General features: G+C 33.3%; 23 protein-coding genes and 1 pseudogene. 17 read left to right on the top strand and 7 right to left on the bottom strand.

The annotated features are described in order from the left end of the window. Nucleotide 1: 1 nt before the first annotated feature. Entirely contained in the window at nt 2–181 is a 180-nt protein-coding gene (locus FC45_RS03970; RefSeq protein ID WP_006585703.1) for a 2-hydroxymuconate tautomerase, read from the top strand. 29 nt (nt 182–210) lie between these two features. Here FC45_RS03970 and FC45_RS03965 read toward each other — a convergent pair whose 3' ends face one another. Then, a complete protein-coding gene (locus tag FC45_RS03965) occupies nt 211–1032 on the bottom strand; it encodes a mechanosensitive ion channel family protein (protein ID WP_006585704.1) in 822 nt (273 codons plus the stop codon). A 115-nt stretch (nt 1033–1147) separates the two neighbouring features. Between FC45_RS03965 and FC45_RS03960 the strand changes: the two genes are divergently transcribed. Together FC45_RS03960 and FC45_RS03955 are read left to right on the top strand one after the other, a co-directional pair. Beyond that, complete coding sequence (locus FC45_RS03960) at nt 1148–1573, top strand: DUF948 domain-containing protein (RefSeq protein ID WP_006585705.1); 426 nt, start codon at nt 1148–1150, stop codon at nt 1571–1573. A 21-nt stretch (nt 1574–1594) separates the two neighbouring features. Beyond that, nucleotides 1595–1924: a hypothetical protein gene (locus tag FC45_RS03955; RefSeq protein WP_006588241.1), complete on the top strand. Its 330-nt coding sequence runs from the start codon at nt 1595–1597 to the stop codon at nt 1922–1924. A gap of 35 nt (nt 1925–1959) precedes the next feature. On the opposite strand, the gene FC45_RS03950 is transcribed toward FC45_RS03955, so the two are convergent. Next, the gene (locus FC45_RS03950; protein WP_006585707.1) at nt 1960–3072 is read right to left on the bottom strand and encodes a M24 family metallopeptidase; all 1113 of its coding nucleotides are present in this window, start codon (nt 3070–3072) and stop codon (nt 1960–1962) included. Between the two features lie 148 nt (nt 3073–3220). Between FC45_RS03950 and FC45_RS03945 the strand changes: the two genes are divergently transcribed. After that, a complete protein-coding gene (locus FC45_RS03945; protein WP_057706397.1) occupies nt 3221–4219 on the top strand; it encodes a substrate-binding domain-containing protein in 999 nt (332 codons plus the stop codon). A gap of 43 nt (nt 4220–4262) precedes the next feature. Here the strand turns inward: FC45_RS03945 and pepV are convergent, their stop codons facing one another. Beyond that, the gene (pepV, locus tag FC45_RS03940) at nt 4263–5669 is read right to left on the bottom strand and encodes a dipeptidase PepV (RefSeq protein ID WP_057706395.1); all 1407 of its coding nucleotides are present in this window, start codon (nt 5667–5669) and stop codon (nt 4263–4265) included. Nucleotides 5670–5725: 56 nt separating this feature from the next. Further along, nucleotides 5726–7105, bottom strand: coding sequence for a glycerophosphodiester phosphodiesterase (locus tag FC45_RS03935; protein ID WP_006585709.1), 1380 nt, complete (start codon nt 7103–7105; stop codon nt 5726–5728). 79 nt (nt 7106–7184) lie between these two features. On the opposite strand from FC45_RS03935, the gene FC45_RS03930 reads away from it, so the two are divergent. From FC45_RS03930 to FC45_RS03910, 5 genes are read left to right on the top strand one after another with little or no spacing between them, the layout of a single operon-like run. Then, nucleotides 7185–7502 (top strand): hypothetical protein, encoded by a 318-nt coding sequence (locus FC45_RS03930; RefSeq protein ID WP_006588244.1) that lies wholly within the window; start codon nt 7185–7187, stop codon nt 7500–7502. Between the two features lie 9 nt (nt 7503–7511). Then, on the top strand, nt 7512–8900 hold the full coding sequence (locus tag FC45_RS03925) for a bifunctional metallophosphatase/5'-nucleotidase (protein ID WP_006585711.1): 1389 nt from the start codon (nt 7512–7514) through the stop codon (nt 8898–8900). Beyond that, nucleotides 8887–9444: a YutD family protein gene (locus FC45_RS03920; RefSeq protein WP_006588245.1), complete on the top strand. Its 558-nt coding sequence runs from the start codon at nt 8887–8889 to the stop codon at nt 9442–9444. The genes FC45_RS03925 and FC45_RS03920 overlap by 14 nt, the downstream gene beginning before the upstream one ends. A 6-nt stretch (nt 9445–9450) precedes the next feature. Continuing rightward, nucleotides 9451–10215: a TIGR01457 family HAD-type hydrolase gene (locus FC45_RS03915; protein ID WP_006588246.1), complete on the top strand. Its 765-nt coding sequence runs from the start codon at nt 9451–9453 to the stop codon at nt 10213–10215. Then, the gene (locus FC45_RS03910; RefSeq protein WP_006585713.1) at nt 10212–10817 is read left to right on the top strand and encodes a TIGR01906 family membrane protein; all 606 of its coding nucleotides are present in this window, start codon (nt 10212–10214) and stop codon (nt 10815–10817) included. The genes FC45_RS03915 and FC45_RS03910 overlap by 4 nt, the downstream gene beginning before the upstream one ends. A 46-nt stretch (nt 10818–10863) precedes the next feature. On the opposite strand, the gene FC45_RS03905 is transcribed toward FC45_RS03910, so the two are convergent. Then, nucleotides 10864–11715 carry a DNA-binding domain-containing protein gene (locus tag FC45_RS03905; protein ID WP_057706393.1) on the bottom strand — a complete coding sequence of 284 codons (852 nt, stop codon included), beginning with the start codon at nt 11713–11715 and terminating at the stop codon, nt 10864–10866. 265 nt (nt 11716–11980) lie between these two features. Between FC45_RS03905 and argF the strand changes: the two genes are divergently transcribed. The 5 genes from argF to FC45_RS03880 all read left to right on the top strand — a co-directional run bounded on the left by argF (nt 11981) and on the right by FC45_RS03880 (nt 18191). Further along, nucleotides 11981–12982, top strand: coding sequence for an ornithine carbamoyltransferase (argF, locus tag FC45_RS03900; protein WP_006585715.1), 1002 nt, complete (start codon nt 11981–11983; stop codon nt 12980–12982). Between the two features lie 13 nt (nt 12983–12995). Beyond that, a complete protein-coding gene (gene arcC / locus FC45_RS03895; protein ID WP_006588247.1) occupies nt 12996–13910 on the top strand; it encodes a carbamate kinase in 915 nt (304 codons plus the stop codon). 33 nt (nt 13911–13943) lie between these two features. Further along, entirely contained in the window at nt 13944–15170 is a 1227-nt protein-coding gene (gene arcA / locus FC45_RS03890) for an arginine deiminase (RefSeq protein ID WP_006585717.1), read from the top strand. A 55-nt stretch (nt 15171–15225) separates the two neighbouring features. Further along, complete coding sequence (locus tag FC45_RS03885; protein WP_006585718.1) at nt 15226–16644, top strand: basic amino acid/polyamine antiporter; 1419 nt, start codon at nt 15226–15228, stop codon at nt 16642–16644. Nucleotides 16645–16763: 119 nt separating this feature from the next. Continuing rightward, complete coding sequence (locus tag FC45_RS03880) at nt 16764–18191, top strand: basic amino acid/polyamine antiporter (RefSeq protein WP_006585719.1); 1428 nt, start codon at nt 16764–16766, stop codon at nt 18189–18191. 96 nt (nt 18192–18287) lie between these two features. Here FC45_RS03880 and gtfA read toward each other — a convergent pair whose 3' ends face one another. After that, nucleotides 18288–19733, bottom strand: a complete 1446-nt coding sequence (gtfA, locus tag FC45_RS03875; RefSeq protein WP_006585720.1) for a sucrose phosphorylase — start codon at nt 19731–19733, stop codon at nt 18288–18290. A 140-nt stretch (nt 19734–19873) separates the two neighbouring features. On the opposite strand from gtfA, the gene FC45_RS03870 reads away from it, so the two are divergent. Continuing rightward, nucleotides 19874–20824, top strand: a complete 951-nt coding sequence (locus FC45_RS03870; protein ID WP_057706391.1) for a LacI family DNA-binding transcriptional regulator — start codon at nt 19874–19876, stop codon at nt 20822–20824. Nucleotides 20825–21041: 217 nt separating this feature from the next. Further along, nucleotides 21042–21332, top strand: a pseudogene (locus tag FC45_RS07675) (TOBE domain-containing protein); the annotation flags it as partial. Nucleotides 21333–22540: 1208 nt separating this feature from the next. Here FC45_RS07675 and FC45_RS03860 read toward each other — a convergent pair. Then, complete coding sequence (locus FC45_RS03860; protein ID WP_006585722.1) at nt 22541–23158, bottom strand: DUF4097 family beta strand repeat-containing protein; 618 nt, start codon at nt 23156–23158, stop codon at nt 22541–22543. 315 nt (nt 23159–23473) lie between these two features. Here FC45_RS03860 and FC45_RS03855 point away from each other — a divergent pair, with 315 nt between their 5' ends. After that, nucleotides 23474–23992 carry a macro domain-containing protein gene (locus FC45_RS03855; RefSeq protein ID WP_006585723.1) on the top strand — a complete coding sequence of 173 codons (519 nt, stop codon included), beginning with the start codon at nt 23474–23476 and terminating at the stop codon, nt 23990–23992. Nucleotides 23993–24145 lie beyond the last annotated feature (153 nt).

Below are 24145 nucleotides of genomic sequence, written 5' to 3'. Positions count from 1 at the left end.
TATGCCATTTGTACATATTGAATTAATTAAGGGCAGAAGTCCCGAACAATTAGAAAATTTAATGAAAGACGTTACTGACGCTGTTCATAAAAATACAGGTGCTCCTAAAGAGCATATCCATGTAATTATTAATGAATTAGGTCCACATACTTATGGGCAAGGTGGACAATGGCGTGCATAAAAAAGGTCCTGGAAGAATCCAGGACCTTTTTATTTTAAGTGAGCAAATTCAATGCCAGCATCTTGAAAAGCTTTAATATAGCCACTTAAATAATTATTTTTTATTTCAGTTGAATTTCCGCCAATTACTTGTAAGTGCACTTGAATTGTAACGTTTGGCCCCTCTTGCTTGGTTACACCATAATTGGTAGGTGGGGTTGATAAAAACTTTTCATTTCGTTTGAGCTGCTTATTAACTTGATTAATTAGCGTATTTACTTTGGTTAAATCATTTTTGGCTAATAAGTTTAATTCAATATCTATTCCAGTACCACCATGAGATAAATTAGTTACTTCCAAGATTTTTCGGTTGGGGATATAGGTAAGGGAACCGTCTATTTGTTTAATGCAAGTTGTTCTAATACCTAAGCGGACGACCGTTCCTGTTTCTGTTCCAATTTTTACTAAATCTCCTACATTATACTGATCTTCACTTAAAATGAAGAAGCCATTTACAAGGTCGCTAACAAAACCCTGAGCGCCCATACCTAAGGCAAGGGAGAAAATACCTGCACTGGCTATTAAGGTGCCGACAGGGACGCCTAGAATGCTTAAAACGCCAAATAAATAGAAAAATAATGTAGTATATTGGAAAACATTGGTTGATAAGTTGGCAATTGTCTGACTACGCTTGTTTAACTTAACTTTGCCTTTTAAAAAGTATTTGGTAATTACACGTTTACCAAAATTATTAATTAAAAGAAAAATTGCAGTAGTAATACTTAACTGCCAAATTACACTTATAAAGCTATTTAAATACTTTGACCAGTCGATTGACCAATTTGAAAACATTTTTGAAGCTAACGTGTACATTTATTTCCTCATTTCGTGCTATTATGTTAATAGCATACCAGATAATGATGTAAATTGTCAGATAGACTAAATCATGCTAGACTTTTTTTAGATGAATTAATTTGGAGGAAAAATAATGTTAATTTCTTATGGTGCATTAGCTGGCTTAATTGCAGCGGTTGCTTTTTTGTTGTTTGTATTATTTACTATTCCTGTTCTTTTAAGAACTACTAAGACTTTGAAAAAAGTTGAACAAACAATGGACATCACTAATGATGCTTTGGGGAAGATGAGTAATGATATTGACGACATTATGAAGCAAACCAATGACTTACTTGATAAAACTAATAATTTATTAGAAGATGTAAACTCCAAGATGAAAACTGTTGAACCTGTTGTTCAAGCAGCAGCAGATTTGGGTGAAAGTGTATCTGACCTTAATTCATCATCACGTAAATTGGCAACTCGTTTTTCTGAGGTGAATATTAAGAAGACGGGGTTGATGACCACTATTTTGACAAGTATTTTGGCTAGACGCAGAAGACGTCGCGGTTTAGATTAGAAAAGATTGGAGAGTTTCTCTATGAAAAAATTAGGAGCATTTGTATTTGGAACAGTTGTTGGTGCAGCAGCCGGTTTAGCAGCAGCTGCTTATCTTCTTCCAGATGAAACAATTGAAGAATTAAAGCAAAAGCTTGATAATAATGAAACTTTGAATGACTTAAAAAAGAAGTATGATAATTCAACTGAAGTTGTAAAAAATCAACTTGCTGCCTTTCCGAAAAATGTTGAAGATGATTCAGAACTTAAGGATTTTGATGATATTGTAATTGATTCAACTAAGCATAATCTGGGTAGCAATGAAAATGATGATAACGAAACTTTAAGTGATTTAGAAAACGCTGAAAAGTAAAAAAGCTTTACCGAAAGGTAAAGCTTTTTTATTTACTATTTTTTGTCACGTAATGGGATGTATTTAAGCGATTTGTCAGTTTTGGTAAATGGTTCAAAACCGTTCTTAGTTACAACACCGCAGTCTTCAATTCGAACACCACCAACGCCTGGAATATAGATGCCTGGTTCAATTGAAAAACACATGCCTTCTTCAATTACTAAATCATTGCCTTGCATAATTGATGGAAATTCGTGAACATTCTTACCAATTCCGTGACCAAGACGGTGGATAAAGTATTCGCCATAGCCAGCCTTAGTAATAATGTCACGTGCAACTGCATCTAGTTCAGCAGCTGTAATACCTGGCTTAGCTGCTTCAATTGCAGCTTGTTGAGCTTCACGGTCAATTTCATAGATTTCTTTTTGCTTATCAGTTGGAGTTCCATAAGCTACTGTTCTTGAAGAATCAGATGCATAGCCTTTATGCATGGTACCTAAGTCAAAGAGGACCAATTCATTAGGCTTAATCGTATTCATTGTAGGACCAAGGTGGGGGTTAGATGCGTTTTCACCAGCTTGAACAATAGTTTCAAAACTTTGGTGCATTACACCTTTTTGTAACTTAAGTTGATAATCAATCTGACCAGCAATGTATCTTTCTGTTACACCAGTTGCGATATTATCAAAACCGATTTGAAAAGCAAAGTCAGCTTCAGCTCCTGCAGCTTTTAACTTTTCAACTTCTTCAGGAGTTTTGTAAAGTCTTAAATGATCGATGAATTCAGATAAATTAGTATCAAAATCACTGTTATTAAAGACTTGACGCAAAAAGTTATAGCGTTCAACTGGCAAATTATTTTGTTCAATTGCCCAATGCTTGAATGACTTGGTTCTCTTTTCTACATGATTTTTAATGATTTGCCATGGATTTTCGTGGTCTAAATAACCGTATACATCACCATTCCATTCAGAATGCTTGGCTTCTTCGACGTTTAGAGCAGGACAGAAGATGAAAGGTTCAGCATCTTTAAATGCCAATAAGGCAAAGATTCTTTCCTCAGGTTCCATTTCATAACCGGTAAAATAAGCGATTGTAATTGGGTTTGAGATATAAGCTGCATCAACATTATGTTCAGCTAACCAATTTTGTAATTTATCTAAATTCATGCTCTTTTCTCCTTTATAATTAAAAATCTTTTAAAACTATTATATAACAATATAAAGAATTTACCATGAAGTGGGCAAGCGTTTGCACCACTAGAGTAATTCGTGGTATTGTTATATGATGAGTTAGTGAAAGATGAGGAGCGAAATTATGCATAAGCAAGAAGTAACTATTTATGATGTTGCTCGCGAAGCTAAAGTTTCGATGGCTACAGTTTCGCGAGTAGTGAACGGCAATAATAACGTTCGTAAGGAAACCCGTGATCGGGTAATGGAAGTAATTAATCGCCTCCATTATCAACCTAATGCAGTAGCTCAAGGTTTAGCTTCTAAAAGAACTACTACAGTTGGTATTATCGTACCAGATTTAACTAATTTGTATTTTGCAGAGTTGTCAAAGGGTATTGATGATATTGCAACTTTATATAAGTACAACATTATCCTTTCAAGTACTGAAAATAAGTTGTTAAAGGAAGATCAAGTTATTCAGGGATTGCTTAATAAGCAAGTCGATGGTGTTATTTATATGGGGGACCGTCTTTCAGATGAAGCAGCAGCGGCCTTTGAAAGAACAAATACGCCTGTTGTTTTAGCTGGAACAATTGATTCAAGAGAACAATTTGCATCAGTTAATATTGATTATCAAAAATCTGATAAAGAAGCTTTAACCTTGTTATTAGATAATGGCTGCAAAGAAATAGCTTTGATTTTAGCAGATGGTGAAGCATCTATTAACAAAGAAAATAGAATTAGAGCCTACCAAGAATTTGCTGAGGAAAATAATTTAACTAAGCATATTTATCAAGATATTTATTCTTACCAAGATGGTTACGACTTATATGGTAAGCTTGAAAAAGATGGAATTGATGCTGCTTTAGTAACTAGAAACTTGTCAGCAGTGGGGATTATGAATGCTGCGTTAGATGATGGTAAGAAGATTCCAGATGATTTGGAATTGATTACATCAAATGCCACTGCAATTTCTGAAGTCGTTCGTCCAAGTTTAACTAATATTAAGCAACCTTTATATGACATTGGTGCCATAGCAATGAGAATGCTAACTAAATTAATGGCGAATGAAGAATTAGATGAACAACATATGGTAATGCCTTACGAATTGGTAGAAAAAGGTAGTACTAGCAGAAAATAAATAAAAAAGCTGGGAGGTTATCCTCCCAGCTTTTTTGTTCAAATTATTCAGCATCTTTAGTTAATTCGTAAATTGCTTCAGCGTAAATGCTAATTGAATTAATTAAATCGTCAACTTTCATATATTCATTTGCTTGGTGCATAACCATTGGTGCATCTTCTGGTTGAGCACCAAAGGCAACCCCATGTTCAAATAAACGACCATAAGTACCGCCACCGATAACAACTTCGTGACCTGGAAGACCGGTTTGCTTTTCAAAAACATTAAGCAAAGTCTTAACAAGCGGATCATCACCTGGTACATAGTGAGGTTCTTCAAAGCCATTAAATGAAGCTTCTAAGATGTCACCATATTTTTCAGTAACTTGCTTAACCATCTTCTCTGGATCGGTTCCTTGTGGGTAACGAATGTTATCACGAAGTTCAGCTTTTTCGCCCTTCTTAAAGTCAAACATACTTGGAGCACTTGATAAATCACCCATTAAGTCGTCATGGTGAGCAATGCCTAATTTTTCACCCTTGAAGTCTTCGTGTTCAACGCTACTTAAGAAGTGAATGTAGTTCTTAGCAGTACCAGCTAAGTCAAGATTATCTAAGAAGACTGCTAGGAAAGTAGCTGCGTTACGTCCAACTTGAGGAGCAGAAGCGTGAGCACCTTGACCAACTAATTCTAAGTTAGCAGTATCACCTTCAATTTCGAATTTGCCTTCTAAGTTGTTATCAGCTAAGAATTTTTCAAAACTAGTCTTAATGTCAGCTAAGTTATCAGCCTTGATACTTGCAAAAGCCTTTTGTGGAGTTACGTTTTCTGCAATTCCTGCCTTGAAAGTAAGAAGGTCAATACTGCCAGTACCAGCTACTTCTTTAAAGTTCATAATTAAAGTGTAGATACCTTGTTCACCATTGATAATTGGAAATTCGGCATCTGGTGAGAAGACTGGGTCTGGAGTTGGTTCATGCTTTAAGTAGTAGTCAATTCCTACCCAGTTAGTTTCTTCATTAGTACCTAAAACAAAGTCAATCTTCTTCTTTGGCTTGAAGCCAGCTTCCTTCAAAATAAGCATGCCGTAGTATGCAGCTAAAGCTGGCCCCTTGTCATCAGCACTACCACGGCCAATAATCTTACCATCTTGAATTAGCATCTTAAATGGATCAGTTACCCAGCCGTCCCCAGCAGGAACCACGTCCATGTGGCCAATAACACCTAAGCGTTTTTGGCCTTCACCATAATTAACACGTCCAGCGTAATTATTAAAGTTTTGAACATCAAAACCATCTCTTTCAGCAAAGGAAAGAAACTTCTTCATGGCCTTAACTGGACCAGGACCTACAGGATATTCTTCACTAGCGTTATTTAAGTCTTCAGAAGAATCAATCGCAATTAATTCGCCTAAGTCTTTTAAAATATCGTCTTTTTTAGCAAGGGCTAATTTTTTATAATCTAATTCCATCGAAAAAGCCTCCTTAATCATATTAAATTAATTTTATCATAAAAAAAGCGCTTCTTTTATGAAAGCGCCTTGTGATTAAGAAAAGATTTTAAATTTGGATTAAATTGCTGAGTATATGGGTCACGTAAAATAGTAAATGAGAGTAGTTCAATATTACTGTATCTTGTATTTGCATCAAGTAGTTGGTAGCGGCTAAAAGCAAAACTATTAATCGGAAAATTAGTGAATAAAATTTCTCGTGCTTGAACCCAACCTAAGTTAGTCTTAATCCAAAGATTTTTACTAGTACCAGAGAAGCCATAAATTTTATAGTTTTGATTAAATCTTAAATGCTTATGTAAATACGTTAAATGATTTGGCGATAAATATACTTTTACTTTGGTATGCGATGGAGTTTTGATTTGAGAATTGAAATATGGATTCAAGTTATCATAGTTTAAGTCAAAACTTATATAGTCAGCTTTGACAAATGAATTGCCGCCTAGTTGATAATAAAGTTGATTCCCTACTTGAACACTTTTTAGAACATGAACATTTTCTAAAAATGATATTTTGGCTTTATTTGTAACTGGTTGATAGGGATTCATAATAGTCTTGGCTTGATTAAAGCCTAAGTACGTAGCATCTTTATTAATTTCTACTTGCTTTGAGCCTTCTTTGGCTACTTTATATTTGAAACCAGTAGCTGGGAAGTTAGTCACTACTCCATCGATATTATTATTAATTAACCAATTCCAAAGTTTAGGTGACTCATCCATTTCTGCCCAAACGAAAATCTTTTTATCACTACCATGAAGCCATTTTACTAACTCAGGATATTTTTTGATTAAATCACTTGAAACATTAACTGCATTGACATATTGCAGGGTATCATAATTAATTCTTTTTAAGGATCCAACAATAAAAATTCGCTCAACATTTGGAAGTAATTGGCTAAAATAGTATAAACTCTTGGCTGAAAAGGAGTGAATCATTACCCGATTTTCCATATGATATTTTTTAATACTAGATGCAATAACTTTTTCTAAGTTGTTACTTTTATTAACTCCATGGTCAACTTTAGTTTCAAGAATAAACTTAGTATTTGGCTTATCTTTATAGTATTCAAATAGTTGATTTAGACTAATTACATGTTCGCCATTAGAGTATTGAAGCTTACTTAAAGTTTCAAAGGTATTTTGTGATACAATGGCATTTGTACCAACCATTCTTCCTAAGTCGTCATCATGAGAAACAACCGCTATATTATCTTTAGATAAGTGCAAGTCTAACTCAACATAATCGGCTCCGGAATCAAAAGCAGAATTGTCACTTTGAATGGTTTCTTCTGGGTATTTAGTTGGATCTCCACGATGTCCAACAACTAAAAAACCACAATTGATTATAAATATTAAAGATAAGAAAAGGCCCCAATTTAGGCATTTTTTCAATTTCATCTGTCCACCTCTGTTGTTTTTACGATAGCATGGAAAGAGTTTTTTTTCTATTAAATTAGTGATTTTTAAGGAGTGCATAATGAATCAAAATTACCAAACATTTGATATGATTGAAGAAATAACCCGTAATGACGGTTCAACTTACTATGAAATTACTAATGTTGAACAAAATGGAATCGCTGAATTAGCTTGTGACCGGGGAATGATTAAAGAAGTTCGCTTACTGCAGCTTAATATTGCCAGAACTAATGCTTTAAAAACTTATGAAGCATATATTAATAAAACATATAAATTTCCAACTTTAACCACCTTGACTAAGTGGGAAGAATGGGATAAGCCTAAAGGAAAAGTATTGGATGCTTATAAATTAATTTTAAAATCAAATCATATTGGATAAGAGGCAATTATGGAAAAAATCAGAATTTTGCATACCAACGACTTACATTCACATTTTGAAAAATTCCCTAAAATTAAACGCTTCTTAAATGCAGCCCAACAAGATGGTACGGTTGATCAAGTCTATACTTTTGATGCAGGCGACTTTATGGACCGTTCTAATCCATTAAGTGATGCAACTAATGGGCACGCTAATATTGAATTAATGAATCAGTTTAATTATGATGCTGTAACAATTGGAAATAATGAAGGAATTTCTAATCCTCATGAAGTTGTTGAACATTTATTTGATCATGCAGAATTTCCAACTGTTTTAGCTAATTTGCGTGAAGAAGATGAAAGTATGCCCAGTTGGTGTACTAGTTATAAAATTTTCACCACAAAAAAAGGTACAAGGATAGCTGTCATTGGATTAACAGCTCCTTATCCAATGACATATGGACCTAATCACTGGCACGTAAAAATGTTAGGAGAAGTGCTTCCTAATTTATTAGCTACCTTAAAAGGAAAATATGATATATTGGTTGGCTTAACTCATATTGGAGTTAATTTAGATAGTTGGATAGCTGAAAAATTTCCAGAATTTGATTTAATTGTTGGAGGACATACTCACACTTTATTAGAACATGGAAAATGGGTTAATAAGACCTTGATTGTTCAAACTGGAAAATGGGGACGTTATGTTGGGGATGTTAATTTAACCGTTGATGAGCAGCATAAAATTACCGAAATAAAGGCTTGTGTTCATGAAACTGCTCAAATGGCCGAGCATGCTCAAGATATAGCTGAAAGCAAAGCCTTGTTTGAAAAGGGAAAACAATTACTAGAAAAAGAAAAAATTGCTGATTTGCCGGCTTTATTTGAAAATGATAAAGAAGAGGCTTTAGCGGTTTCGCTAGATGCGATAGCTGATTTTGCTGGGACAGATTTAGCCATGCTTTCGACGGGTCTTTTTTTGACACCATTTAAAGAAGGTATTTTGACGCGCTTTGACTTACAAACTTGTTTGCCACATCCAATGCATGTTGTACGTACTACTTTAAAAGGTAGTGATTTATGGCGATTGGTTATGGAAATTGAAAAGAATCGGCATTTTTTAAAAAAGTTCCATTTAATAGGCATGAGCTTCAGAGGAAAAGTATTTGGAGAAGTTTACTATCGAAATATTCAAGTAGATATGAAAACGCGAATTGTTTATGTGAATGGGGAAGAAATCGATCCTGAAAAGTATTATCAAATTGCGACCTTAGATCATTACATTTTGATTCCATTCTTTCCAACTTTGGCCGTTGTTGGTGAAAATGAATTTCTGTTCCCTAAAGTATTAAGTCAGGTAATCGGTGAATATTTAGCAAGAAAATATCCAATTAAGAAAGGTGAGGTTAGTGGAAGAAAATAAGCAAGAAAATACTCCTACCTTGCATCATCCTTTAGCATCAGTAGCGCGGTTAGGTGATAAATTAATAATTAATGGGCGTCAATACAGCATCATTGCTAATGAAAAAGATGCTGTTGATTTGGAACTATTAAGACAAAAATATGATCCTTATCTTGATCAGTATGATTTTTTAGTTGGTGATATTTCAAGTGAGCATTTACGATTAAAAGGTTTCTTTCAAGATTGGGTGAGAACCTCAATTGATAAGAAGGTTTCAACAATAGTTGATTACTTAACTGAATATTGTAATCCTGGAAGTGGCTATTTTATTTTGCAATTGGATGAAGATAATACATATAATGAAGTAAGTCAAAACTTTAAGCAGAAAAAGACTTATAATGTGCGTTTTAGAAGCAAAAATAATTACCATAAAAAAAAGAATAACTCACATTATTTTCGGGAAAGAAAAGTTAAGAAAACAAAATTTAATTCTAAAAAAGATTATGCCCAAACCAAAAAAGGTAAGCATCATGTCTTTGTAATAAAAAAACGTAAGGATAGATAATTACTAATGAAACAATACCAACTCTTCCTAATAGATTTAGATGGTACTATTTATCGAGGGAAAGACACAATTGAATCAGGTGTTAATTTTGTTAAAAGGTTGCAGGAAAAGCAGTTAGATTATATTTTTTTAACTAATAATACAACTCGAACACCTCAAATGGTGGTTGATAAATTAGCAGGACACGGTGTAAAAACTGATATTCAACATATTTATACGCCTTGTATGGCTACGAGCTCATATATTTTATCTGAAAAAAAGACTGCCAAGGTTTATATAATTGGTCAAATTGGTTTGTGGAATGAGTTATTGTCTCATCCAGAAATTAGTTTTGATGATCAAAATCCTGATTATGTTGTAGTTGGGATGGATACTGACTTAACATATCATAAGATTCGGACTGCAGTTCGCCATATTAGAAATGGGGCAAAATTTATTGGAACTAACAGCGATTTAAATTTGCCAAGTGGGGATGAGTTGTTACCAGGTAATGGTTCAGTATGTAAAATGATAGAAGTAGCTAGTGGACAAAAACCATTGTTTATTGGTAAACCGTCTAACATTATTGTGGATAAATTACTAGAAAGAAGTCCTTATTCTAAACAGGATTGTTTAATTGTTGGAGATAATTATTTAACGGATATTCATGCTGGCTTTAATAGTGGAGTAGATAGTTTGTTAACTTTAACAGGCGTTAACAAACGTGAAGATATTAGTGGTAAACGTCAACCAAGTTATGTTGTGGATAATCTGGATGAATTTGAATTATGAAAAGAAGAAAATTAATCACAAAGGGTACATATAATCCTATCTTTCACTTTTTAATGGGAATCGCGAGTGCAGTAACAGGGACAATTTTATTAAGCTGGCCATTACTTGCCTTATTTGTACAAGTTCAAAAAACTTACGAAACAGTTAACTTAACACTTGGACAAGTAATGCATAATTATAGTCAGTTACTTTGGTTTTTGCTTTGGCCATTTAAGCATGAACTAAAAATGGATAATTTTGCTAGCTCCAGTAATGCAATTGAGCACTTTACTGAATGCAAATATTTATTTGAACTAGCTGTAATTGTATTTATATTGGGATTAATAGTTTTACGATTTAAACCTAATTTTGATCATTTATCTAAAACTTGGGCATTAATTTTTATGCTTATTCCGGTAGTAGTTGTCCCATTTGCTGTAGCGAATTTTGATACATTTTTCGTTACTTTTCATCATATGATTTTTCATAATAATAATTGGCTCTTTAATCCTTTGACTGACCCAATTATCAATGTCTTAACAGAAGGCTTCTTTGCGGCATGTTTTTCAATATTTGGAATAATTTATGAACTGTACTTCGCAAGATTTTTATTGAATAAATAAAAGCTATCTAGTTGCATCACTTAATGCAATTAGATAGCTTTTTTGTTTAGTTTTTAACCCGATAACTTTCTTGAAGCAAACCATTAAAGAAGTGCTGCAATGATATTTGAACGGGCATAGCACTTTCACCGTTTAGTTTGCGCATTTCATTGTGGATATTACGATATTCGAATAAATTATTGGCATAATCTAATAAAATATCATTTTCCGGATAGTCTAAACACATATTGGCCAAATTACTGATTCCTACTTTGAGGGAGCGACGAATTCTTTGAAAAATAATTCTTTTATCATGCTCAGTAATATGTAAATCACGTTCAAAATTGATCTGTGAGAATTCGATATTTTGATCACACATAATATTGCAAATCTTCATAATATCTTCAACCCCAGCTTCAGCTGCAATACCTAAAAATCTGAGTACTTGGGATATGTACTCTGTTTGTTCACGATGGAGGGCTTGTGGCCGAGTATATGGTGCAATACTGGAACTAGATATTTCATAAATTTGATTTAGACGGTTTAAAAGCATTGCGTAAGAAGCAATTAAACGAATCATTTGTCTAGCTTCAACTAAGTTGAGAGGTGAAGTAATAATTAAATCAACACTTGAATCATAAATAGTTTGCATTTTTTGTGGAGATAATTGAGGGCAAATCATCAAAAATCTAGGACGAGAGCCAACTTTCTTGAGCTTATTAATAAGCTCAAGACCAGCTTCATTTTCATCAAGATTGTAATTAATAATTAAGATATCTATATGTAATTGAATAATTTCACTATAAGCGCGATTACTTTCCCCAGCAGTTCCGACAACAATTGAGTCATAATCTGCTTCAATTAAGTTTCGGAGATTATCACGATTTTCTTTGTTTGGATCAACAATATAAAAATTCATATCTTATTACCTCATGAATAAAATTGAAATTTGATGATGTACTTTGAAACGGCATTTTAAAAAATATAAGAGCTAAATAGACATTGAACTTAGCTCTGGATGTCTTTGAAAGCGCTATTAATATTTATCTATTAATAGAATAACACAAAAAGATTGAAAAAAAGAAGTGAATAATGGGAGTACTCTATGAAACACTGTGAAAGCGGTTACTATAATTAAAACTGAAAATAAATGGAAGAAATATTATCCAGGGGAGGATATATCAATGGCTTTTAATTTAAGAAATCGTAGTTTTTTAACATTAGCAGATTTTAATACTCGTGAAATGGAATACTTACTTAACTTGTCTGAAGATTTAAAGAAAGCTAAGTACGCTGGAACTGAACAACAACATCTTAAGGGCAAGAACATTGCTTTAATTTTTGAAAAGGCCTCAACTCGTACTCGTTGTGCCTTTGAAGTTGGTGCAAAAGATCAAGGCGCACATGTAACTTATTTAGGACCATCAGGTTCACACATTGGCTACAAGGAATCAGTTAAGGATACTGCCCGCGTTTTAGGTGGGATGTTTGATGGAATTGAATACCGTGGTTTCTCACAACGCTCTGCTGAAACTTTAGCTAAATATTCAGGTGTTCCAGTTTGGAATGGTTTAACTGATGAAGATCACCCAACTCAAGTTTTGGCTGACTTCTTAACAGCTAAGGAAGTTTTGAAGAAGGAATATCGTGATATTAAGTTTGCCTTTATTGGTGATGGTCAAGATAATGTCTCAAATGCTTTAATGCTTGGTAGTGCAGTAATGGGAATGGAATACCACGTAGTAACACCAAAGGAATTGAACCCTGATCCAGAAGTATTAGCAAAGGCAAACAAGATTGCTGAAAAAACTGGAGCTAAGATTGTTGTTTCAAACGACATCAAAGAAGGCGTTAAAGGTATGGATGTTATCTATGCTGATGTTTGGGTATCAATGGGTGAACCTGACGAAGAATGGGAAAGAAGAATTAAGCTCCTTAAGCCTTATCAAGTAACCAAAGAAGTTATGGAAGCAACTGAAAATCCACATGCAATTTTTGAACACTGTTTACCTGCTTTCCACAACTTAGATACAGCTGTTGCTAAGAAGATTAAGGATAAGTATGGCTTAAGTGAAATGGAAGTAACTGATGAAGTCTTTGAAAGTCCACAATCAGTAGTCTTCCGTGAAGCTGAAAACCGGATGCACACCATTAAGGCTGTTATGGTTGCAACTTTAGGTGACTAAGGAGGAAAGTTTAATGAAAGTTGTTGTAGCTTTAGGTGGTAACGCCTTAGGTAAAACTCCAGAAGAACAATTAAAGTTAGTTAAGCAAACTGCTAAGTCACTTGCCGGTTTAATTAAAGCCGGACATCAAGTTGTAATTAGCCATGGTAATGGACCGCAAGTTGGGCAAATCAACTTAGGCTTAAGCTATGCTGCTGAACATGGTCAAGGTGCTAGCTTCCCATTCCCAGAATGTGGTGCTTTAAGTCAAGGTTATATTGGCTATCACTTACAACAAAGTTTGAAGAATGAACTTCCAGATAAAGATGTCGCAACTTTAATTACTCAAATCTTAGTTGATGAAAATGATAAAGCTTTTCAAAATCCTACTAAGCCAATTGGTAGCTTTTATTCAAAAGAAGATGCTGAAAGAATCGCTAAAGAAAAGGGTCTAACTTTCAAAGAAGATGCAGGTCGAGGATATCGTCAAGTCATCGCTTCACCATTACCAGAAAAGATTATTGAACTAAACTCTATTAAAACTTTGATTGAAAACGGATCAATCGTTATTGCTGGTGGTGGTGGCGGTGTACCTGTTATCAAAACTGAAAGTGGATTAAAGGGAGTGCCAGCTGTTATTGATAAAGACCGGTCAAGTGCCTTACTTGCTGATAATTTATCTTGTGACACTTTAATTATTTTGACAGCAGTAGATTATGTTTATGTAAATTACAATAAGCCTGATCAAAAGACCTTGAAAGATCTATCAATATCTGAAGCTAAGAAGTGTATTGAAGAAAAGCAATTTGCTGCTGGTAGTATGTTACCAAAGGTTGAAGCTTGCTTGAGCTTTGTTGAAAAACATCCAGAAAGAAAAGCAATTATTACCTCACTTGCCGGCTTAGACGATGCACTGGCAGGCAAGCTAGGAACAGTAATTCATAATTAAAAACATTATTTTTTTAAAAAAGGAGTGAAAGTAATGACTAGTGGAATTCATGTGACTTCTGAAATCGGGAAGTTGAAGACTGTTATGCTCCACCGCCCTGGTAAGGAAATTGAAAATATTACACCAGATTATATGGAACGACTTTTATTTGATGATATTCCATATTTGCCTATTGCTCAAAAAGAGCATGACTATTTTGCACAAACCTTGCGTGACCAAGGGATTGAAGTAATTTATTTTGAAAAATTGGCTGCTGAAGCTTTAGCAGATGAAAAGATTCGTCATGAATTTTTGGAAAGAATGATTGCTGAATCTGGCTATATTGCTGGTGCAACTAAAGAAGCTTTAATGGAATACTTGGGCAGTATGAATGTTCAAGATATGGTTAACAAAATTATTGAAGGTGTAAGAATTGAAGATGTTGAAATTAAAAATCCAGATCTTCAATCACTTTCAGAAGACACTGATTGGCCATTTTTAATGGACCCAATGCCTAATGCCTACTTTACTCGTGATCCACAAGCTTCAATTGGTAATGGGATTTCAATTAACCGCATGACATTTAAGGCTCGTCAAAGAGAATCTTTAATTACTGAATATATTATTAAATATAATGAACGCTTTGCTGGTAAAGTACCTGTATGGCGTGATCGTAACCACGCAACTCACATTGAGGGTGGGGATGAATTAGTTCTAAGTAATCATGTTTTAGCAATTGGTATTAGCCAAAGAACTACAGCTGATGCGATTCAAGATATTGCAAAGAACTTATTCAAAGATTCTGACTACGATACAATTATTGCAATTCATATTCCACATAATCATGCAATGATGCACTTAGACACTGTCTTTACTATGATTAATTATGATCAATTTACAGTTCACCCAGCAATTTTGGATGAAGATGGTAAAGTTGATAACTGGGTACTTCATCCAGGTAAAGATGGAGAAATTACCATTGAACATCATACTGATATTAAGGAAGTTTTGAAGAAGGCTTTAAATAAGTCAGAAATTGACTTAATTGCTACTGGTAATGGTGATAAGATTATCGCTCCACGTGAACAATGGAATGATGGCTCAAATACTTTGGCAATTGCACCAGGTGAAGTTGTAACTTACGACAGAAACTATGTATCAAATGATTTATTGCGTAAGCATGGCATCTTAGTCCATGAAGTTCGTTCAAGTGAATTGTCACGCGGTCGTGGCGGCCCACGTTGTATGTCTTGCCCAATCGTTCGTGAAGATATCGATTAAGGAGATAGCGAAGTTGGCCAATCGGCTACTTCGCTATTTCGCGTGAGGTGTAATTATGGAAAAAGAAAAAAAGATTAGCAGAACTGAGCTAATCGCATTGATTGTTAGCTCATGTATTGGAACTGGTATTTTTGGTATTACCAGTGATGTTTCTAAAGCAGCTGCACCAGGACCTGCCTTACTTGCTTGGTTATTTGTTGGTTTAGGAATTTTGGCTTTAGTTTTATGTTTAAATAATTTGTCACAAAAGCGTCCAGATCTTGAAGCTGGTATCTTTAGTTATGCGGGTGCTGGCTTTGGACCATTAGGTGAATTTATTTCAGGTTGGTCTTACTGGCTTTCAGCATGGCTAGGTAATATTGCCTTTGCCACTATGTTAATGAGTGCTATTGGGACTTTTATTCCATTTTTTGCTGGTGGTCAAAATGTTCCTTCAATTTTGGGAGCAATTATCTTTTGTTGGTTATTAACAATCTTAGTTAACAATGGGGTAGAAAGTGCATCATTTATTAACTTCATTGGTACTATTTTTAAGATTGTGCCATTAATCTTATTTGTTATTTTGATGTTCATCTTCTTTAAAGGTGGAATGTTTACTGCCGATTTCTGGGGCCAAGTTGCTAATAACATGTCAAAGGGTACTGTTACTGGTTCAATTGGTGAACAAATAAAGGGCTCTTTGATGACAATGATTTGGGTCTTTATCGGTGTTGAAGGTGCCAGTGTTATGGCTCATAGAGCTAAAACTCGTAAAGAAGCAGAACAAGCTTCAACTATTGGATTTATTTTATTAGTTTTAATTTATGTTTTAATTTCAATTTTGCCTTATGGTACTTTAACTCGTGCTCAACTTGCTAGTGCTGGTCAACCTGCCTTAGGTTATGTACTTAAGAGTGTTGTTGGTGCGTGGGGAGCAACTATTATCAACTTAGGTTTAATTGTTTCAACTATTATTTCTTGGTTGTCTTGGACAATGCTTCCAGCAGAAACTACTATGTTAGCTGCCGAAGATAAGGCAATGCCAAAAGTTTGGGGTAAGGTAAATGCTAAAGGAGCTCCAACTACTTCTCTTTACATTACTGCTATTTTGCAAACAATTTTCTTGTTCTCACTTTTATTTACACAAGAAGCTTATGAATTCGCATATTCTCTTTGTACAGCAGCTATTTTATTCTCATACTTGCTAGTTGGTTTGTATCAAATGAAATTTAGTGCTGGTCGAAAAGAATGGGGCCAATTTATGATTGGTTTACTTGCGGCAGCTTTCCAATTGGCATGTATGTTTTTAGCTGGTTGGCAGGAAGTATTGTTAGTGTCTATTAGTTTTATTCCTGGCTTTATTATTTATTACCAAGCATGTCATGAAAATAAGCGTCCAATTTCATTATCTGAAAAATTGGTTATGGGAATTATCTTATTATTAAGTTTGGTAGCAATCTTATTTATTATGACAGGAGTAATTAAGATCAGTTAGTTAGAAAAATAATTAGATGAAAAAAAAGAAAGTCCTAAAACAGGACTTTCTTTTTTTGTTAGACAAATAATAGCTTAGTATGATAAAATGATTAATTATTTTATTATTTTTCAGAATAGGTGAGAACAATTAAAAAAAGAGCAATTGGAAAATTAGAGCTAGTTGCATTAATCGTAAGCTCATGTATTGGGGCTGGAATTTTTGGAATTACTACAGATATTAGTACAGCTGCCGCACCAGGCCCAGCATTACTTGCTTGGTTATTTGTCGGATTAGGAATTTTATTCTTAGTTTTATCATTAAATAATTTATCTCAGAAAAGACCAGAATTGGAATCAGGTGTTTTTAGCTACGCTCATGAAGCTTTAGGACCGCTAGCTGAATTTATTGCTGGTTGGACTTATTGGCTATCTGATTGGTTAGGTAATATTGCAATTGCCACGATGATGATGAGTGCATTAGGAACTTTTTTTCCGATTTTTGGGAATGGTCAAACTATTGTGGCTATTTTATTTGCGATTGTTGTAGGCTGGGTATTAACTTATCTTGTTAATGAAGGTGTAGAAAATGCCACGTTTATAAACACTATCGGGACCTTTTTTAAAGTCTGTCCTTTAATTTTATTTCTGATTTTTGTAACAATTTCTTTTAAAGCAGGACTGTTTACTGCCAATTTCTGGGGAAATGCTGTTGATAATTTGAATAATAGTTTTAAAGCTGGAAATTTATGGACCCAAATTAGATCTTCTTTATTAACTATGATTTGGGTATTTATTGGAATTGAAGGGGCCAGTGTGATGGCACACCGGGCTAAAACAAGAAAAGAAGCTGAATATGCCTCAATAGTTGCCTTCATTTTACTGTTTTTAGTCTATGTTTTAATTTCTATCTTACCTTATGGAGTTATGACACAAGCTCAACTAGCAAAAGTAGGGCAACCAGCTTTAGGAGCAATTTTAACTAAAATTATTGGTTGGCCAGGAGCAATTATTATTAATATTGGCTTAATTGTTTCTACGTTTATTTCATGGCTTTCATGGACACTTTTGCCTGCAGAATCTACTATGCTCCTAGCAAGGGATAAAGTTTTGCCACCATTTTGGGGTAAAACAAATAAAAAGGGTGCACCAAAAGATTCACTAATTTTAACTGCAAGCTTGCAAAGTATCTTTTTGTTTTCACTCTTATTTACTAAGCAGGCTTATGAATTTGCTTATTCATTATGTGTTGCAGCTAGTTTATTTACTTACTTATTCGTCTGCATTTATCAGATAAAATTAAGTCGAAAAGAAAATAATTGGGGACAATTATTAATTGGCTTATTAGGAGCAGTTTTCCAATTATGTTGTATGATCTTAGCTGGTTGGCAACAAGTTTTATTGGTCGCAGTTAGTTTTATTCCTGGCTTTTACTTGTATTACAAAGCTAGAAAATATTATAAAAAAGCAATTTCGCTTCCTGAAAAGTTAGTTATGATATTCTTACTTTTATTAGGTGTATTGGCAATATATTTAGTAATTGTTGGTGTAATAAAAATTAGTGGATAAGAAAAAAGCAGTCATTCGACTGCTTTTTTAATTGAGTTATAAAAATTGGAAATAGGAAAATAATTAAACAGTTAGAATAATTAATGTGAAAAGAGATTAGTTGAAATCAACAGTTTTACCGTTGACTTCAACGCTGTATTCAAGACTTTCTAAGTCAAGGTTTAACACAGCTTTTCTAGTCTTAGCCTTGTTTTCACGAATAATTTGAATTTGGCTTTCACTAGGAGTAGTAATATCGATGCTACCTTCTAGATCGAAAGCTTCTTCTTCATTTCTGAAGCGTAACAAGTTAAGTAACTTGGCAACTACAGGACGTTTAACTTCTTCAGCTACTTCATCAACTTCGTAGTAGTGACGGTTGATGTTTCTACCTTCCTTAGTTTCTTCAAGTAACTTCAAGTCGTTTTGACCTGCAAGTAAACCAACGTAGTAAACTTGTGGAATACCAGGTGCAAAGACTTGAACAAGACGTGAAATGAAGTACTTCTTGTCATCGTCACCTAAAGCTGAGTAGTAAGTAGTGTTGATTTGGTAAATGTCAAGGTTGTGGTATTCAGCTGAAGAGTACTTACGCTTAACATTAGCACCAACCTTGTATAATTCGTTAGTGGTCATATCAATTTCGTCATCAGCTAAAATGTCCTTAGCATCAACAACACCCAAACCATCGTGAGTATCCAAAGTAGTGAATTGCTTCATTGGGCTCTTACGTAACCAATCAGCAAGACGCTTAGATTTACCATTGTAAAGTGAGTAAAGTAATACCATTGGTAAAGCAAAGTCGTAAACAAAGTATCCGTGTTCACTAACCTTGAATGGATACTTGTAGTGTTCGTGAATTTCTGGAAGAAGTTGAGCATCAGTACCCTTTAAGTCATCATTAGCTTCTTTTAATAAGTCCCAAATTTCTGGTTCAACGAAGAAGTCATTGCTATCAAGCTTCTTAACAGCGTATGCAAATGCATCTAATCTGATTAAACTTGCACCGTGATTTGCTAAGTTAACTAAGTTGTCTTTAACGAACTTCTTAGTAGTTTCAGTTCTAATATCTAAGTCAAGTTGGTCTTCACCAAAAGTGTTCCAGATATTAGTCTTAGTGCCATCCGCAAATTCGATAGTTTGGTATGGTGCACGGTCCTTACGCTTGTAGATTAAGTCTACATCTGCTTGAGTTGGACGGTTTTCTGGCCAAAACTTGTCCCAGTTAAGGTAGAGGTCCTTGTACTTACTCTTATCCTTGTTCTTAACAAAGTCCTTGTAGTATTCAGAGTGCTTTGATAAGTGGTTGATCATGAAGTCAAACATAGTGTAGTACTTGCTTGATAATGCTTCAATATCACTCCAGTCACCGAATTTTTCATCGACTTTGTCGTAAGTCATTGGTGAAAAGCCACGGTCTCCAGCTGATGGGAAAAATGGCAAGATATGTAAACCACCAACAGCACCCTTTAAATAATTTTCTAAAACGTAGTTTAGGTCCTTAAGGTTATGACCCATACTATCAGGGTAGGTAATTAACATTACTTTGTTTTGTAATTTCATAACTATTTACTCCTTGTCATAGCGCTTTCAGTTGATTTTATATAACGATTGTATACAATAGGTGATACATATAAAAGAATTTACATATTTTTACACAAATTACATTTCTTAATTAACAAAGTAGGGAGGTAAGATTTTTTATGAATGCCAATATTAAAGATGTTGCTCGTGAAGCAGGTGTTTCAATTGCAACAGTATCTAGATTCATTAATCAAAATGGCTATGTGGCAGCAACTACTGCAGAAAAGATTGAAAATGCAATTTCTAAGTTAAGATATCACCCCAAAAAAGAGTTACGTAAATTATCGAATACAAAAGCAATCGGAATAATTTTCCCATCAATAAAAAATCCATTGTTTTCGGAATTATTTACTTATTTAGAGATAAACTTAAAAAAGAAAGGATATAATTTCACATTATTTATTGATAATGATGAAAATCATAAGTTGGAAGATTATATCTCTTTAATTTTTGATGGCCAAATAAGGGGAATAATTAATAGTTCTCCTTTAAAAGCGAATAAAGTAAATTACCCTGGAATTCCAATTGTAACTTTTGATCGAAATTTGGGCCCTAATATTCCACTTATATCGTGCAATAATTTGGATGGTGGCTTTAAAATTGCTAAAGCTGTAGTAGCGAAAAAGTGTAAAAAAATTCTAATTCTATCTGGGAATCGGCAAGACTATTTCCCAATTACTGATCGAATTAAAGGAATGATGAGGGTTTTTAATTATCACGATTTAGAAATTAAAACTGCCTACACAGATTTCGAAAGTTCAGAAATCACTAGAAAAATTCAAATTGATGGATTAATAAAAGATAAAAAATATGATGCTATATGTACAACTGATGATATAACAGCCTTATTTGTTAGAGAGCAAGCAAAGCTAATTAACTATCAGCCAATTATTACAGGATTTGACGGAACTGAATTTATAAGTCATTTATTTCCTGAATTGATTACAGTTAGACAGCCTACAGAAGAACTAGCTAACTTATTAGTAAAACTTTGTTTAAGTCAAATTGAAAATTATCGAGATAATATTGAAAAGAAATATATTTTACCAGTCAAATTGATAAATAATTAAAAACTTTACTTTGTAAGAAGTCTTGGATTAATTCCAAGGCTTTTTTGTTTAAGTAAACAATTTAAGAAAAATTTTTATTTATACTGCATTTTTAGGTAAACGTTACAAAGCGTTATATGCCAAAGAGTTGAATAGGTTAAATTATCAGTATATATTGATGTAAGTGTTTACAAAAAATGAGCATAGTATTACTATGTAACCGTTAACAAAACGGAAGAAAGAAAAAGGCTATGACAACAAAGAAATTATCTTTGGTATTCGTCCTGAAGATGTTCATACTGAAGAAGTTTTCTTACAGGCATTTCCTGAAACGGTGGTAAATGCTACCGTAACCGTGTCTGAATTATTAGGCTCAGAAACTCAGCTTTACACTAAAGTAGGTGAAAGCGAGTTAGTTTCTCGCGTTGATGCACGTGACTTTACAAAGCCTGGTAGCAAGATTCAAATGGGTTTTGAAATGAATAAAGCTCATTTCTTCGATGCAGAAACAGAATTAACAATTGACTAGAGTTAAGTGAAACGCACTAGTGAAAGTGTGACAGCTATCGGAATGCTTTATTGTGGAAATTATTTTAGTAGGAACAGAAGCAGTTCCTAAGAACTTAAACTAGTTTAGAAAAAGTATTAATAAAATAGCGTTGATAATCAAAGTTTTGTAAAACTTCGATCTATCAGCGCTTTTATTTCGATGTGATTTTAAATTTGATAAATATATGAAATTAATGATTAAAGTAATATAAAGAAACATCAGGCTCTTTAGAAATCATTTTTTATATCTGAAAAATATTAATTGAAACTAACTATTAAAGAATCTGAAAAATATTTTTTATATTGAAGTTTTATATTATTATCAATCAGCGTTTTACTAAACATAATAAACACAGTTAGATGTATCAAATGGCTATAAAAATAGCATGAATAGGACTTGTAAGATAAAAAAATAGACATTCTTTATAAAAAAGTACAAAAACATCACGAAAGATAGCAATTATCTAATGAAAAAAAGATTGATAAAGTACGCTATTTTTTTTTTTTTTTTAACATAGTGAATAAATCACAAATGAGATTTATTTATGAAAAAATACTAATTAATTAACTGACTTAATTAATGAAAATATTTTCAAAAAAGTATACCTATAGACCTTGAAAATTCGCGATTAACTGATATTATATTGATTGCTTAATAATACTAAGCAATAAGCTTTTAGTGTTAAAATTTGGATTATTATGTTTAGTGAATTGTGAAATATATAACATATAGATATATAGTAAAGTTTATGTAACTTTTAGGTTGTGTTTTTCGCCTTAAAATTGAGTACTTGATTTTGATGAGTTTATTTTTAATTGAGTTATAAAACAAAACGTTATTATTTAAGGAGGTGGTGTGTTCTAGCAACAGTTTATAACAATCCTTTTGAGCTAAGTTGTTTACTAAAATAAATCACCCTCATTAAAACAACCCCCTAGATTTATTTTAGTAATTTAGCTTAGAACCTTTATTTCTACTGTTACTTCAGTAGACCATGCAGCAATGCTGCAAAATGCGAAAATAATTATTCTGAATACTCCCACAAGTAAGATAAATGAAACTCCCACTTTATTTGTTTTGCTATCAGATGATTATTTTCATTCTTAGAAAGCGGAAGATAAATTCTTCCAACCCCTATATATAAACCCTATAGAAATAGCCAGAAGTTTATTCTGGCTATTTTTCTTTTATTCGATTGTACAAAGGCCCGTATCATTTCTAAGACGATACATCGGAACACCAGCTTTAAAGAGACGCTTATCTCCACGAATTTTAACTGATCCAAATAATTTGGAGATACCAGTTTCACACTTAATATCGTAACCGCAAAGATTAGTTAATGAATTTTTGATAAATAAGGTTCCAGAATCAACATCGATATCGCAACAATCTGAAACAATTAACTTATTGGCATTTACAGTGCCAGAGTCACAGGTGATAGATGCTTTTTCAGAGTGAATGTCATTAAGGTAAACTAAGCCACTGTCAACTTGTATATCAATAGTATTTATCGTTAAGTTGCGAAGACTGATTCCACCAGAATCACAGGTACTGTTTAAATGTTCAAGTGATGGTAAACGCAATTCGATAATTGAAGTTGTTTCATCTTTAGATTTAAAAGATAAAGAGAAGTATTTCTTTTTAATAAATAAGTTATGGCTAGAATAAATTTGCTTAATAGTAGTATTTTCGCCAGGGGTAATTTCAAAATCTTCAGGTCGGCAATTATGAAATCTGATGCTGAAGGTGTCGTCTTCCATTATTTTTACAAATACATCGTCTAAACATAAATTGAGTGATTTCATTATACTTCCTCTTCTCTAAAATTAATATTTTAATTAAATAATCATAATTATAGAATATAATTTAGGAGAAAACTAGTATTTATTTATTCAAAGTAATAAATTTACATTTAAATTAAATTAAAAGCACGAGTGCTTTTTTAAGCACTTTTTATCATTAATTGGTATAATAAACTTGTCCACAGTAGATATGTGGATGGAGAAAGTTTCCTGTATTTTTATCACCTCCTTTCTATATTATTATTTCCTTTTGTTTCAAAAATAGGCTACCCATTTGGGTAGCTTTTTTAGTGCTATTATTAAATAGGTGATGGAATAATGAAAGAAATTGAATTAAGTAAGAATCTTTTTGTTGTAAAGGCTAGTGTTGTTAATTTTCCATCTGATGCAATTGTTAATGCAGCTAATAAAACTTTACTAGGTGGTGGAGGAGTTGATGGAGCAATTCATCAAGCAGCAGGCCCCAAGTTACTTGAAGCTTGTAAAAAGTTACATGGCTGTGAGACAGGACAAGCCAAGATTACATATTCCTTTGATTTAGCAACTTGTAAATATATAATTCATACTGTAGGGCCTGTTTTTAAATTGAGCCAGTCACCTAAAAAAGAATTACAAGCTTGCTATAAAAATAGCCTAGATTTAGCTATGAAGTATAAATGCCGTTCAGTTGCGTTTTCTGGCATATCAACTGGAGTATATGGCTATCCAATTGATCAGGCTGCAAGTGTTGCAAGTGAAGTTGTAAAGCAATGGCTTGAAAAGCATAACTTTGCAATTAAAGTGATTTTTTGTTGCTATAGAGACTCAGAGTATAAAGCTTATACAAAATTAATTTAAAACTATTAAATATTCAATAAAAAGGCGTAAAGCCTTTTTTCTTTTTTGATAATTCGTATATACCAATATCAAAAAAGAATATAGATGATTATATGATATAAAAGTAAAGTGAAGCTATACCAATTGAAACTGTCAAATTTTTTGTGTAAATAG

Origin of the sequence: Lactobacillus jensenii DSM 20557, from assembly GCF_001436455.1 — a bacterium.
GTDB lineage: Bacteria > Bacillota > Bacilli > Lactobacillales > Lactobacillaceae > Lactobacillus > Lactobacillus jensenii.
The sequence above is the reverse complement of the archived record's forward strand: the minus strand, read 5'-3'. Positions and strand labels throughout refer to the sequence as shown.